General features: G+C 63.2%; 13 protein-coding genes. 9 read left to right on the forward strand and 4 right to left on the reverse strand.

What is annotated here, in order from left to right:
- Nucleotides 1–147: 147 nt before the first annotated feature.
- A complete protein-coding gene (locus PVV74_RS07455) occupies nucleotides 148–1,020 on the forward strand; it encodes a ribokinase (protein WP_274592770.1) in 873 nt (290 codons plus the stop codon).
- Here PVV74_RS07455 and msrA read toward each other — a convergent pair.
- Nucleotides 1,017–1,679 (reverse strand): peptide-methionine (S)-S-oxide reductase MsrA, encoded by a 663-nt coding sequence (gene msrA, locus PVV74_RS07460; RefSeq protein WP_274592771.1) that lies wholly within the window; start codon nucleotides 1,677–1,679, stop codon nucleotides 1,017–1,019. The two genes, PVV74_RS07455 and msrA, sit on opposite strands and share 4 nt — an antisense overlap.
- Before the next feature lie 181 nt (nucleotides 1,680–1,860).
- Here msrA and PVV74_RS07465 point away from each other — a divergent pair, with 181 nt between their 5' ends.
- Both PVV74_RS07465 and PVV74_RS07470 read left to right on the forward strand, forming a co-directional pair.
- A complete protein-coding gene (locus PVV74_RS07465; RefSeq protein ID WP_274592772.1) occupies nucleotides 1,861–2,769 on the forward strand; it encodes a D-amino acid aminotransferase in 909 nt (302 codons plus the stop codon).
- On the forward strand, nucleotides 2,769–3,500 hold the full coding sequence (locus tag PVV74_RS07470) for an HAD family hydrolase (RefSeq protein WP_274592773.1): 732 nt from the start codon (nucleotides 2,769–2,771) through the stop codon (nucleotides 3,498–3,500). Before PVV74_RS07465 ends, PVV74_RS07470 begins: the two co-directional genes overlap by 1 nt.
- Before the next feature lie 131 nt (nucleotides 3,501–3,631).
- On the opposite strand, the gene PVV74_RS07475 is transcribed toward PVV74_RS07470, so the two are convergent.
- On the reverse strand, nucleotides 3,632–4,858 hold the full coding sequence (locus tag PVV74_RS07475) for an argininosuccinate synthase (RefSeq protein ID WP_103762611.1): 1,227 nt from the start codon (nucleotides 4,856–4,858) through the stop codon (nucleotides 3,632–3,634).
- Nucleotides 4,859–4,965: 107 nt separating this feature from the next.
- On the opposite strand from PVV74_RS07475, the gene ilvA reads away from it, so the two are divergent.
- Nucleotides 4,966–6,201 (forward strand): threonine ammonia-lyase IlvA, encoded by a 1,236-nt coding sequence (gene ilvA / locus PVV74_RS07480; RefSeq protein ID WP_274592774.1) that lies wholly within the window; start codon nucleotides 4,966–4,968, stop codon nucleotides 6,199–6,201.
- Here ilvA and PVV74_RS07485 read toward each other — a convergent pair.
- A complete protein-coding gene (locus PVV74_RS07485) occupies nucleotides 6,193–6,525 on the reverse strand; it encodes an Hpt domain-containing protein (RefSeq protein ID WP_274592775.1) in 333 nt (110 codons plus the stop codon). The two genes, ilvA and PVV74_RS07485, sit on opposite strands and share 9 nt — an antisense overlap.
- Before the next feature lie 186 nt (nucleotides 6,526–6,711).
- Between PVV74_RS07485 and PVV74_RS07490 the strand changes: the two genes are divergently transcribed.
- Nucleotides 6,712–7,941, forward strand: coding sequence for a PP2C family protein-serine/threonine phosphatase (locus PVV74_RS07490; protein WP_274592961.1), 1,230 nt, complete (start codon nucleotides 6,712–6,714; stop codon nucleotides 7,939–7,941).
- Here PVV74_RS07490 and PVV74_RS07495 read toward each other — a convergent pair.
- Nucleotides 7,916–8,356: an NUDIX hydrolase gene (locus PVV74_RS07495; RefSeq protein ID WP_103762613.1), complete on the reverse strand. Its 441-nt coding sequence runs from the start codon at nucleotides 8,354–8,356 to the stop codon at nucleotides 7,916–7,918. The two genes, PVV74_RS07490 and PVV74_RS07495, sit on opposite strands and share 26 nt — an antisense overlap.
- Before the next feature lie 92 nt (nucleotides 8,357–8,448).
- Between PVV74_RS07495 and hslO the strand changes: the two genes are divergently transcribed.
- From hslO to PVV74_RS07515, 4 genes are all read left to right on the forward strand, one after another.
- A complete protein-coding gene (gene hslO, locus PVV74_RS07500; protein ID WP_103762614.1) occupies nucleotides 8,449–9,444 on the forward strand; it encodes an Hsp33 family molecular chaperone HslO in 996 nt (331 codons plus the stop codon).
- Nucleotides 9,434–10,051 (forward strand): CoA pyrophosphatase, encoded by a 618-nt coding sequence (locus PVV74_RS07505; RefSeq protein WP_274592776.1) that lies wholly within the window; start codon nucleotides 9,434–9,436, stop codon nucleotides 10,049–10,051. The genes hslO and PVV74_RS07505 overlap by 11 nt, the downstream gene beginning before the upstream one ends.
- Nucleotides 10,035–11,192: a CCA tRNA nucleotidyltransferase gene (locus PVV74_RS07510; protein ID WP_274592777.1), complete on the forward strand. Its 1,158-nt coding sequence runs from the start codon at nucleotides 10,035–10,037 to the stop codon at nucleotides 11,190–11,192. Before PVV74_RS07505 ends, PVV74_RS07510 begins: the two co-directional genes overlap by 17 nt.
- Before the next feature lie 170 nt (nucleotides 11,193–11,362).
- Nucleotides 11,363–13,204: an ABC transporter ATP-binding protein gene (locus tag PVV74_RS07515; RefSeq protein WP_274592778.1), complete on the forward strand. Its 1,842-nt coding sequence runs from the start codon at nucleotides 11,363–11,365 to the stop codon at nucleotides 13,202–13,204.
- Nucleotides 13,205–13,206: the final 2 nt, after the last annotated feature.

A 13,206-nucleotide genomic window follows, 5' to 3' on the forward strand; every position in this document is an offset into this window, starting at 1 on the left:
ACGGTTGTTGTCGTGGATGCCACATTGCCCCCTATAGGCTTTGGCCGGCAGCTTACAAATCGCGGGCAGGGGGTGAAAGGCAAAAGCGAAGCAAGGCTTGAAAACTGCGCCCATGCGCGGAAGCTGTGAAAAGCGATGGAGGGGCGAATGATCTTCAACCTGGGCTCTGTGAATACCGACTACGTCTATCTGGTGCCGCACCTGCCGCAGCCGGGCGAGACGCTGGCGGCGGCGTCGATGTCGGTCGAACTGGGCGGCAAAGGCGCCAACATGTCGGTAGCGATTGCAAAGGCGGGGGGACGCGTGCGCCACATAGGTGCGGTGGGACCGGATGGCGCCTGGGCCAAATCGCGGTTGGCCGAGTACGGCATAGACGTGGAACATATTAAAAAGGTCGATGTGCCGACGGGGCATGCAATCATTAGCGTCGACCCGCAGGGCGAGAATGCGATCGTGATCTTTCCCGGCGCCAATCACGAGCAATCGCATCAAGGGATTGCCGCGGCCTTGGCGGAGGCGGGTGCGGCTGACCTTCTGGTGCTTCAGAACGAAACCAAGGGCAGGGCGTTTGCCGTGGCGCAAGCGCGGGAACGGGGATCGAGGGTGATGTATGTACCTGCGCCCTATGATGAGAAGGCGGTAATCGGGTTACTTCCGCACGCGCATATCCTGGTGCTGAACGAAGTCGAATTCGGCCAGATGGTGCAGGCCACGGGGCGGGATGTAGCAACGCTTGGAGTACCGACCATCGTCGTGACACGCGGGGCGCAAGGGGCCCTTCTGCTGGAGGAAAGCTCTGGCTGGTCGGAACGGAATTTCCCGGCACCGAAGGTTGACGCGGTTGATACGACAGGCGCGGGAGACACGTTCGCTGGATATCTGGCCGCCGGGCTGGACTCCGGCTATTCGGCCGAACGGGCGGTGGAGCGCGCCGTTTTCGCGGCGGCGTTGAAGGTCACGCGGCGCGGGACGGCGGAGGCTATTCCGTCCTTGGCCGAGGTTCAGGCCTTCGTGGGTTAAGAGCCGACGAACGGCGCGTTGTCGCCCCAAAGCTGGCGGATGCGTTCGTCGCGGCCACAGGCCTCGCGATATGCCTTGTAGGCTTTGGCCTGGGTCTTCGGGCCGAACCGCGTGATGATCAGGCGGTCGCCCTTGTAGTAATCCTGATGATAGTCTTCCGCCTCGTAGAAGTTCGACGCGGACAGGATCGGGGTGACGATATCTTGGCCGAGGGTAGCGGCGGCCTTGGCCTTGGCAGTCTTCGCCGCTTGTTCTTCGGCGGCACCGTCGGCAAAGATCGCGGTGCGATAGCTGTCGCCACGGTCGCAGAACTGGCCGCCCGCATCGGTCGGATCGACCGAGCGGAAAAACAGCGACAAGAGCTCCTCGCGGCTGACTTGTGCCGGATCGTATTCGATCTGCACCGCCTCGTAATGGCCCGTTCCGCCGCGCACGACCTGCTTGTATGTGGGGTTTTCCACGGTGCCGCCGGTGTATCCCGATACGACTTCGCTGACGCCGTCCACGGATTCGAAATCCGCCTCGACGCACCAGAAACAGCCGCCCGCCACCGTAAGCGTTTCGGTTTCTGCGGCCTTGGCGGCGTTGGTCTGGACGCCAAAGCCGATGACGATGGATATGGCGAGCACGGTCGCCTTGATGTTTCGCAGATGGTTCATGGCACAGCCTCCCTTTGCCTGAGGTCAAACTGCCGCGTTTGTGCAACTGTTCCAACTCACCTGCTTGTGAGGTCACGGGGCGGTGAAGCGAATTTATCTCTTGGCACCGAAATGGCCTGTTCCTAGCGTGGGCTGAAACAAATCGCGGGGGTGGTTTGTAACAAAGTGAAAGGCGACAGGCATGGCAGAGCATCAGACGACACACCAAGCAGAAGAGGATGCGCGAAACGAGGACATCCTGATCTGGCTGAACGGGCGGATTGTGCCCAAGGCCGAGGCGGTCGTCAGTGTCTATGACAGCGGGTTCATGCTGGGCGACGGAGTGTGGGAGGGTTTGCGACTGTATAACGGGACGTGGGCTTTCGTAGACGAGCATCTTGACCGGTTGTTCGAAGCGGCAAAGGCGATTGACCTCGATATTGGCCTGACGCGGCAAGAGGTCTTGCAGGCGCTTCTGGACACGCAGACCGCCAACGAGATGACGACGGACGCGCACGCCCGCCTGATGGTGACGCGGGGCATCAAGACCCGGCCGTTTCAACACCCCAGCCTGTCGCGGCAAGGACCGACGATCACGATCATCATTGAGCATTCGCGCCCCAAGATCGCGCGGCCCATACGTTTGGCCACGGTGCCGCATATCCGGGGCTTGCCGATGACGCAGGACCCGAAGCTGAATTCCCATTCCAAGCTCAACTGCATCCTGGCATGCATCGCCGCGGAAAAAGCGGGTGCGGACGAAGCCCTGATGCTGGATGTGCATGGGTTCGTGAACACGACTAATGCCTGCAATTTCTTTATCGTTCGTAAAGGGGCCGTTTGGACCTCGACCGGGGACTACTGCATGAACGGGATCACGCGGCAGAAGGTGATCGACCTGTGCCGGGAAAGTGACATCCCGATCTACGAGCGGAATTACTCTCTGGTGGACACCTATGGTGCAGACGAGGCGTTTCTGACCGGCACGTTCGGCGCGCAGACACCGGTGAGCGAGATCGATGGGCGGCCCATTGGCGACGGCGAGGCCGGGCCGGTGACGCGAAAGATCCAGGGGCTGTACAAGGACCTGATCGCGAAGGAATGCGCCTGATGCGGATCGCGATGTGGTCGGGGCCGCGAAACCTGTCGACGGCGATGATGTATTCGTTCGCGGCGCGGGGCGATTGCGCCGTGATCGATGAGCCGTTCTATGCCGCCTACCTGACGATGACGGGGCTGGAGCACCCGATGCGGGACCAGATCATTGCCTCGCAGCCGAGCGACCCGGCGGATGTGGTCGCGGGGCTGATGGGGCCTATCCCACGGGGAAAGCAGCATTATTACCACAAGCATATGGCGCAGCACATGATAGACGGCGTGCCGCGCGACTGGATTCGGGACGTGGTGAACGTGTTCCTGATCCGGCATCCGGCGCGGGTGGTGGCGAGTTTCTCGGCCAAGTACGAAAAACCCACGCTGGACGATATCGGGTTTCGCCAGCAGGCGGAGCTGTTCGACCAGGTCAAGGCGCTGGGCGGAGATCCGGTGGTTATCGACAGTGCGGATATACGGCGCGATCCGGAGGGGCACTTGCGGGCCTTGTGCGACCGGATCGGGCTGGACTGGACGCCGGACATGCTGCGCTGGCCCAAGGACGGGCACGCGGATGATGGGGTCTGGGCCAGTCACTGGTATGGGGCGGTACATGGCTCGACCGGGTTCGCATCGGCCGAGGGAGAGGTGCCGGAGTTGACCGGGTGGAAGGCGGATTTATCCGCCGCCGCAATGCCCTATTACGAGGCATTGCGCGGGGAAGCGGTTAAGGCGCCGTTACAGGGTTAATGGCCGAATCAGGGTCTGAAATGGCACGTCGGTAACGCGGCGGTATTTGAGTGGTATTGCGACGGTGCCATTTTCGCGGTACCCCGTGGTAAACGGGCCGAACGTTCGTCGGCCCGCTTGGGCTGCGTTGCTTAACCTTTCAGTCGGCGGTTGCGGGCAGCCAGAAGTTTCAGACGAAGCGCGTTCAACTGGATGAAGCCAGCGGCGTCTTTCTGATCGTAAGCGCCGGCGTCTTCCTCGAAGGTCACGTGCGCCTCGGAATAGAGCGAGTGATCGGACCAGCGGCCGACGCAGGTGGCCGACCCTTTATAGAGCTTCAGTCGGACGGTGCCGGTGACGTGTTCCTGGCTTTTGTCGATGGCGGCTTGCAGCATCTCGCGCTCGGGGCTGTACCAGAAGCCGTTGTAGATGAGCTCGGCATAGCGCGGCATCAGGCTGTCCTTGAGGTGGCCTGCGCCGCTGTCGAGGGTGATCTGTTCGATGCCGCGATGCGCCTCGAGCAGGACCGTGCCGCCGGGCGTCTCGTAGATGCCGCGGGACTTCATGCCGACAAAGCGGTTTTCCACGAAGTCGAGCCGGCCGATGCCGTGCTTTCCGCCAAGCTCGTTCAGCTTGGTCAGGATCGTGGCCGGCGACATCGCCTCGCCATTGATCGAGACGGCGTCACCTTTCTCGAACCCGATCTCGACGAGTTCGGGCATGTCGGGCGCATCCTCGGGGTTGGTGGTGCGCTGGTAGACATAGTCGGGCGCCGGCTCGGCGGGGTCTTCCAGCACCTTGCCCTCGGACGAGGTGTGCAAAAGGTTGGCGTCGACGCTGAACGGCGCCTCGCCGCGCTTGTCCTTGGCGATGGGGATCTGGTTCTTCTCGGCGAACTCGATCAGGCGGGTGCGCGAGGTCAGGTCCCATTCGCGCCAGGGGGCGATGACCTTGATATCGGGGTTGAGCGCGTAGGCAGCCAGTTCGAACCGGACCTGGTCATTGCCCTTGCCGGTGGCGCCGTGGGCGACGGCATCGGCGCCGGTCTCTGCCGCGATCTCGACAAGGCGCTTGGAGATCAGCGGGCGCGCGATGGAGGTGCCGAGCAGGTACTGGCCCTCGTACAAAGCGTTGGCGCGGAACATCGGGAAGACGAAGTCGCGGACGAATTCCTCGCGGATATCCTCGATGTAGATATTGTCGGGGTTGATACCGAGGAGTTCGGCCTTCTTGCGGGCCGGGTCAAGCTCCTCGCCCTGGCCGAGATCGGCGGTGAAGGTCACGACCTCGCAGCCATATTCGGTTTGCAGCCACTTGAGGATGATCGACGTATCGAGGCCGCCGGAATAGGCCAGCACGACTTTCTTGGGCGCGGACATCTTGGTACCCCTTTGCATGATGTTGCAGGGGCGATTACCGGGTTTTCACAGGCGGGGCAAGGCGGCGGAGGCTTGTCATGCGGGCCGTGATGGGCGAAGGACGAGGCATGAGCGATTTCAGAACCCAAGCCCGGGCCGCCGAGGCCGAAATGCGCGCCGTCTTCGAGCCGACGCCGTTGCAGCGCAATGCGCACCTGTCCGACAAATACGGCGCGGAGGTGTATCTGAAGCGGGAGGATCTGAGCCCGGTTCGGTCATACAAGCTGCGAGGTGCGTTCAACGCGATGCGCAAGGTGATGGCTGCGGGTGAGGATGCGCCGGTGTTCGTTTGTGCCAGCGCGGGCAACCATGCGCAGGGCGTGGCGTTCATGTGTCGGCATTTCGGGGTGAAGGGCGTGATCTTCATGCCGGTGACGACGCCGCAGCAGAAGATCGGGCAGACGCGCAAGTTTGGCGGCGATGCAGTGACGATCCGCATGGTTGGAGACTATTTCGACGATACGCTGGCGCAGGCGCAGGCCTATTGCAGCGATGTGGGCGGGCATTTCCTGTCGCCGTTCGATGATGAGGATGTGATCGAAGGGCAAGCCTCGGTCGCGGTGGAGATCGAGGCGCAGCTGGGCGCGGTGCCCGACCGGATCGTGCTGCCGGTGGGCGGTGGCGGTCTGTCGTCGGGTGTGCGCAGTTACTTCGGGCCGGAGGTGAACATGGTGTTCGTGGAGCCGGTGGGCGGGGCCTGCCTTGCGGCGGCTTTGCAGGCCGGTGCGCCGGTGCGGTTGAAGTCCGTGAACACCTTTGCCGACGGGGCGGCTGTGGCGCAGATCGGGGCGCGGACGTTCGCGCGATTGCGCGATGTCGATCCGGCCAATGTGGTCGCCGTGGCCGAGGATCGGGTCTGCACCACGATGCTGGAAATGCTGAACATCGAGGGCATGGTGCTTGAACCGGCAGGCGCGCTGGCGGTGGATGCGTTGAAGGATCTCGACATCAGCCCCGGCGAGACGATCGTCTGCGTGACCTCGGGCGGGAATTTCGATTTCGAGCGTCTGCCGGAGGTGAAGGAACGGGCGCAGCGGTTCGCGGGGCTGAAGAAATATTTCGTGCTGCGGATGCCGCAACGGCCCGGGGCGCTGAAGGATTTCCTGACCATTCTTGGACCCGACGACGATATCGCGCGGTTCGAGTACTTGAAGAAGTCTGCGCGCAACTTTGGTTCGGTCCTGATCGGGATCGAGACCAGCGATGCCGCGAATTTCGAGCGGATCGAGGCGGAAATGACCGCGGGCGGGTTCGAGCATCGCGACATCACCAATGACCAGATCCTGGCGGAATTCCTAATCTGAGGCGAGGTGCGGCAGCGCGCCCATGAACTTGGTCTTGGATGAGGTGTAGGTCTCGACGATATGGGCGAGGTCGATATCGGAGGCGTCGCCGCGGGCAGCCGTGAGCTCGCCATCCTTGCAGAGCCTGGAAAAGTCATCGAAGCCGAGGTTGAGCGCGCTGCCCTTGAGGAAATGCAGCTTGGCCTCGAGCGTTTCGGGGGCTGGGTTGGTGCGAAGCTCGGCAATCTCTTCCTCGACCTCCTCGAGGAAGATCTCGACCACCTCGTCGAAATCCTCGGCCCCGATTTCGTCGCGCAGCTGGGTGACGCGGTTCCAATCGATCATGGCATCCTCCTTGGACCTGAACGCTAGGCGCGGCGAATTAAGGGCGGGTGAAGAATGTGGGTGAATTAGACGGCATTTTAGGCTTCACATGGCATTAAGAGGCGCGTGGTTGCATATGGGCGAAAACGCATAGGCAAGACCGTGTCGGCCCACCCCAGCAAGGCGATAGACCCGCCGCCCGATCAGATGAGCATCCGCCGTGTGCTGGTTGTGGATGACAGCCGGTTGCAGCGGCGCATCATCACCGCGGCCCTGTCGCGGCTGGGGCTGGACGTGATCGAGGCCGGATCGGGAACCGAGGCGCTTGCCATTTGCGAAGCGGCGCCGCCGGACCTTGTGATCAGTGACTGGATGATGCCCGGGATGAACGGGCTGGAGCTGTGCCGTGCGTTCCGGGCGCTGCCGCGGGAGGATTACGGGTATTTCATCCTCGTCACCTCGAAAAGCGAGAAGGAAGAGGTGGCGCTGGGCCTCGATGCGGGGGCGGACGATTTTCTGACCAAGCCGATCAACCCCGGTGAGCTGCGCGCAAGGATCGCGGCGGGGGACCGGATCGTGCGGATGCAGCGGGAATTGAGCGAGACAAACCGGCTGGTGCGCGAAACGCTGGAAGTGCTGCAGGGCCTTTACGATTCGCTCGACAATGACCTGATCGAGGCGAAAAAGCTGCAACAGTCCCTGATTTCAGAGCGGTTCAGGGACCTTGGGCCGGCCCAGGTGTCGTTGCTGTTGCGCTCGGCGGCGCATGTGGGGGGCGACCTTGTGGGGGTCTTTCCGGTCAGCGAGACGCGGATCGGCCTGTATGCGATCGACGTGTCGGGGCATGGTGTGAGTTCGGCACTGATGACCGCAAGGCTGGCGGGGTACCTTTCGTCCACGTCGCCCGAGCAGAACGTGGCGCTGGCGCAAGGGCCGGACGGGTTTCTGCCACGGCCGCCCGACGAGGTGCTGGCGGACCTGAACCAGATGTTTCTGGGTGAAATAGAGACTGAGTTGTACTTTACGATGTTGCTGGCCGATGCGGACCTGGCGACCGGGCGCGTGACCATGGCACAGGCAGGGCATCCGTGCCCGGCCATCCAGCGCGCCGATGGGCGGGTCGAGATCGAAGGCCCCGGGGGATTGCCCGTGGGGCTGATCGACGGCGCAACCTATGAGCGGTTCGACGTGCAGCTTTATCCCGGTGATCGGTTGCTCCTGCATTCCGACGGGGTGGACGAATGCGTGGATGGCACGGGCAGGCTGTTGGGCGAGGACGGGGTGCGGCGCATCCTGCAGGAGTTGCGGCAGACCGAAGGCATGGCGTTTCTGGAATCGGTGATCTGGAAACTGGCAGAGTATGCCGGGCGGGACGATTTCGACGATGACGTGTCGGCGGCGTTGCTGGAGTTCAAGCCAGTCGGAAAAGTGCCCTGACGAAATGCCTGTCGCCCGGATTGCCGACGTGACGTGCGGCGGTTTCCGGATCCGCGAAAAAGGCGGTATGGCCCGGCTCGGACGGCGCGGAGAGCGGCCGGACCGGACGGGCGTGGTAGATGATGCAGATCTTGTCGGCCCAGAGATCGTATTCCGGCATGTAGACGAAGCGCCGGAAGGAGCCCAGCCGCTGGGGCGAAGCGATGCGCCAGCCGGTTTCCTCGAACACTTCGCGATGCAGCGCTTGCAGGGGCGATTCGCCGGGGTCGATGCCGCCGCCGGGCAGTTGCATCTCGGGCTTGGGCTCTTCCTGCCAGGTCAGGAGCAATTTTCCGTTGCGCGGCAGGATGGCGTAGGCGCCGGGACGCGCGGTGTAGCGGATATCTGGCCTTGGCGGCTTGCCGAAGCGTCGCATGGCGGGCCCCCCTTGGAGTATGCCTTGTTGCGCATATATAGTCGCGATATGCCAAGAACGGGCGCCCAAGAAAACCCCCTTAAGGATACGCGATGACACTCGGCCAGAAGATCGCCTGGGACGATACCGTCCTGCCATTTCAATTGGACCAATCGGACGTGCGCGGCCGCGTGGTGCGGCTGGACGGTGTGCTGGATGGTGTGCTGAAGCAGCATGATTATCCCGCGCCGGTCGAGGCGCTGATCGCCGAAATGGCGCTGATGACGGCGCTGATCGGCCAGACGATCAAGCTGCGCTGGAAGCTGTCGTTGCAGGTACAGTCGCAAGGCCCGGTGCGGATGATCGCCACCGATTACTTTGCGCCGGAGAACGAGGGCGAGGCCGCATGGATCCGCGCCTATGCCAGTTTCGATCCTGATGGGATTACCGACGCGCCCGCGTTCGAGCAGTTGGGCGACGGGTATTTCGCGGTGATTCTGGACCAGGGCCAGGATACCGCGCCTTACCAGGGGATCACGCCGATTGCGGGCGAGCGGCTGAGTGACTGTGCCGAGGCGTATTTCGCGCAGTCGGAACAACTGCCGACGCGGTTCGCGCTGAGCTATGGACGGTCGACCGAGCGCGATGGGCGCGAACATTGGCGCGCCGGTGGCGTGTTGCTGCAACTGATGCCCAAGGCGTCACCTTTTGCCACCGGGGGTGGCAGCGGCGAGGATGGGTTGTTGCAGGCCTCGGATATCCTGGACGAGGACAGCGAAGAGAACTGGAACCGGGTGAACACGCTGCTGGACACCGTGGAAGACCTCGAGTTGATCGGTCCTTCGGTGTCGTCCTCGGACCTGCTTGTACGGCTGTTCCACGAGGAGGTGCCGCGGGTGTTCGACGTTCAGGCGGTGCGGTTTGGATGTACCTGCTCGGAAGAGAAGGTGCGTAGCAGCCTGTCGATCTATTCGGCCAAGGATATTGCGACGATGACGACCGAAGAGGGCATCGTGACCGCCGATTGCCAGTTCTGCGGCGCACATTATGCGATGGATCCCAAGACGCTGGGGTTCGAGGCCGAAGCGCAGGACGGCGATGAAGAGTGACCTTGTCGCGACCCTGCGCGCAGCGTTGCAGGGCGAAATGGCGCCGTCGTCGGATTACGACCTGAACCCGGACGTGGTTTTGCCGGAGGGGCGCAAGCTGCGGCCCGCCGGCGTTCTGGTGCCGATCGAGGTGACGGAGACGGGCGCAAGGCTGTGGCTGACCAAGCGGTCCTCGGCCTTGCAGCATCACCCCGGGCAAGTGGCCTTTCCCGGCGGCAAGCAGGAAGAGGGTGACGCCGATATTGTTGCTGCCGCGCTGCGCGAGGCGCACGAGGAAATCGGGCTGGCACCGGGCATGGTGGAGGTCATGGGCACGTTGCCGCCGCACGAGACGGTGACGAGTTTCCACGTGACGCCGGTGATCGGGGTGATCTCGGAGCCGTTTTCGCCTGTGCCCGAGGCGGGCGAAGTGGAGGAAGTGTTCTCGGTTCCCTTGGATCACGTGTTGGAATTGGGCCGGTTCAGGGTCGAATCCCGGCGCTGGCGCGGGACGCGGCGGTACTATTTCGCGGCGCCTTACGGGCCCTATTATATCTGGGGCGCGACCGCGCGGATGTTGCGCGCGATGGCGGAGGCTGTACGTTTGCAGCATGACGCTGACGGGTGAGTGGATTGACGCGGGCGAGACGCAGGATGTGTGCCGGATGCTGGAGGCAGCCGGGCATCGCGCCTTGATGGTCGGTGGCTGTGTGCGGAACGCGCTGATGGGCGTGGCGGTGAACGACATCGACATCAGCACCGATGCGCGGCCGGAAACCGTGGTCTCGCTGGCCGAGGCGGCGGAAATGAAGCCGGTGCCGACGGGCATCGAGCATGGCACGGTGACGGTGGTGTGCCGGGGCGTACCCTTTGAGGTAACCACCTTTCGCAAGGATGTGGAAACGGACGGGCGGCGCGCCGTGGTGGCCTTTGCCGACGACGTGGAAAGCGATGCGCGGCGGCGGGATTTCACGGTGAACGCGCTTTATGCGACGCGCGAGGGCAAGGTGATCGACCCGCTGGACGGGCTGCCCGATATTGAAGCGCGGCGCATCCGGTTCATCGACGACGCCGAGACGCGGATACGAGAGGATTACCTGCGTATCCTGCGGTTTTTCCGGTTTCACGCGGCCTATGGGGACCCCGCCGGGGGGTTGGACCCCGACGGGCTGGCGGCCTGCGCGGCGCTGGCGGACGGGATCGACGGGCTATCGAAAGAACGGATCGGGGCGGAGATGGGCAAGCTTTTGGCCGCGCAGGACCCTGCGCCGTCGGTGGCGGCGATGCGGCAGGCGGGGGTGCTGGCGCATGTTCTGCCCGGTGCCGATGACCGGGCCCTGGCGCCGCTGGTGCACCTGGAAGAGATGCATGAGGTCTCAGCCGAAGCCGCGCGGCGACTGGCAGCATTGGGTGGGGAAAACCCCGTCGAGGCGCTGCGGCTGAGCCGCAAGGACGCGCGGCGGCTGGAGGTTTTGCGCGACGAGGCCGCGGGCACGCAAACACCCGAGGCGCTGGGCTATTTCCACGGGTCGCAGACGGCGCGGGATATCGTGCTGTTGCGCGCCGCCCTGTTCGAGATGCCGGTTCCGCGTGATGCTTTCGCTACCGTGGACTTGGGGGCGAACGCGGTCTTTCCTGTCAGCGCGCAGGACTTGATGCCGACGCTGGAAGGCCCGGCATTGGGCAAGGCGTTGAAAACGCTGGAGGACGCGTGGATCGCGTCGGGCTTCACGCTTGACCGGCAGGCGCTGCTGAGCCTCGCGACATGAAAGGGTCATTTGACTTCGCCGGGGTTTGGCGGCATCTTGCCCGCACCACATGGAGGTTGAGACATGTTTATCGGGGATTTTGAACGCTCATAAGCGCCGGATCGCAGGAGTGATCCCGTGCGCGGCGTCGCGCCCCTTTGCCATGTCTTTCCCTTCGCGGAGTTCCCTCCATGTTCAAGCTTTTCGAAAATCTGGTTGATCCCTATGTGCCGTACGAAGAGACGGACAGGCCGCCGACGCGCCTGTGGCCGTTCATGCGGCTATACATGGCGCCGTTTCGCCGGGTGTTCTGGATGGCCGGGATCATGTCGGTGGTGGTGGCTGCCATCGAGATCTGGCTGATCTATTACATGGGACGGATCGTCGATATCCTGGCGGGCGACCCGATGGAGGTGTGGGAGCAATACGGCACCGAGATCATCGTGGTGGCGGTCTTCATCCTTCTGATCCGACCCGCGATACAGGCGTTCGACGTGATGTTGCTGAACAACACGATCCTGCCGAATTTCGGCACGCTGATCCGCTGGCGGGCGCACAAGCATGTGCTGCGGCAGTCGGTGGGATGGTTCGAGAACGACTTTGCCGGACGGATCGCCAACCGGATCATGCAGACCCCGCCCGCGGCGGGCGAGGCGGTGTTCCAGGCGTTCGACGCCATCGCCTTTTCCATCGCTTACATCATCGGGGCGGGCATATTGCTGAGCGATTCCGATCCGCGGCTGATGCTGCCCCTGATCGGGTGGCTGGTGCTGTACGGCTTTTTGGTGCGCTGGACGGTGAAGCGGGTGCAGCCGGCGTCCAAGGCGGCGTCGGATGCGCGGAGCCTTGTGACGGGTCGGGTGGTGGATGCCTATACCAACATTCATTCGGTGAAGCTCTTTGCGCACAACACGCGCGAGGTGGAATACGCCAAGGACGCCATCGAACACGCGCGGCAGACGTTCCAGAACGAGATGCGGATCTACACGGTGATGGACGTGGTCCTGACGCTGCTGAACGGCCTGTTGATCGTGGCGGTGGTGGGTTGGGCCATGTGGTTGTGGATGCAGGGGCAGGCGAGTGTCGGCGTGGTGGCCGCGGCGACGGCGCTGACCCTGCGACTGAACGCGATGACCGGGTGGATCATGTGGGCGCTGACTTCTTTCTTTCGGCAACTGGGTGTCGTGGCCGAGGGGATGGAGACGATTGCCCAACCAATTACGCTGGTGGATTCAAAAGAAGCAAAGCCGTTGGATATGCAGGAAGGCCGGATCGAGCTGCGCGAGCTGTCGCATCATTTCGGGCGTGACAGCGGCGGGTTGGACCGGATTTCGCTGAGCATTCGTCCGGGCGAGAAGATCGGGCTGGTCGGCCGGTCCGGGGCCGGGAAATCGACCCTGGTCAAGCTGCTTTTGCGGTTTTACGACGCCGAGAAGGGTCAGATCCTTATCGACGGGCAGGATATTTCCCAAGTGACTCAGGACAGTTTGCGCGACCGGATCGGAATGGTGCAGCAGGACAGTTCGTTGCTGCACCGCTCGGTGCGGGACAACATCCTCTATGGCAAGCCCGAGGCAAGCGAGGCGCAGATGCTGGAGGCCGCGAAGAAGGCCGAGGCGCATGAGTTCATCTTAGACCTGGCGGATCCGCAGGGGCGCATGGGCTATGACGCGCATGTGGGGGAACGGGGTGTGAAGCTGTCGGGCGGGCAACGGCAGCGGATCACGCTGGCGCGGGTGATCCTGAAGGATGCGCCGATCCTGTTGCTGGACGAAGCGACCAGTGCGCTGGACAGCGAGGTCGAGGCAGCGGTACAGGAGACGCTCTATGGCATGATGGAGGGCAAGACCGTGATCGCGATTGCCCACCGCCTGTCGACGATTGCGCAGATGGATCGCATTATCGTGCTGGATCAGGGTCGAATTGTCGAGGAAGGCGGCCATGCCGAACTGCTGGCGCAGGGCGGGCTTTATGCCCGGTTCTGGAGCCGTCAGTCGGGCGGGTTCATCAATGCGGACGAAGCGGCGGAGTAAGG

It is taken from the genome of Roseovarius sp. SK2 (genome assembly GCF_028807495.1).
Classification (GTDB): Bacteria; Pseudomonadota; Alphaproteobacteria; order Rhodobacterales; family Rhodobacteraceae; genus Roseovarius; species Roseovarius confluentis.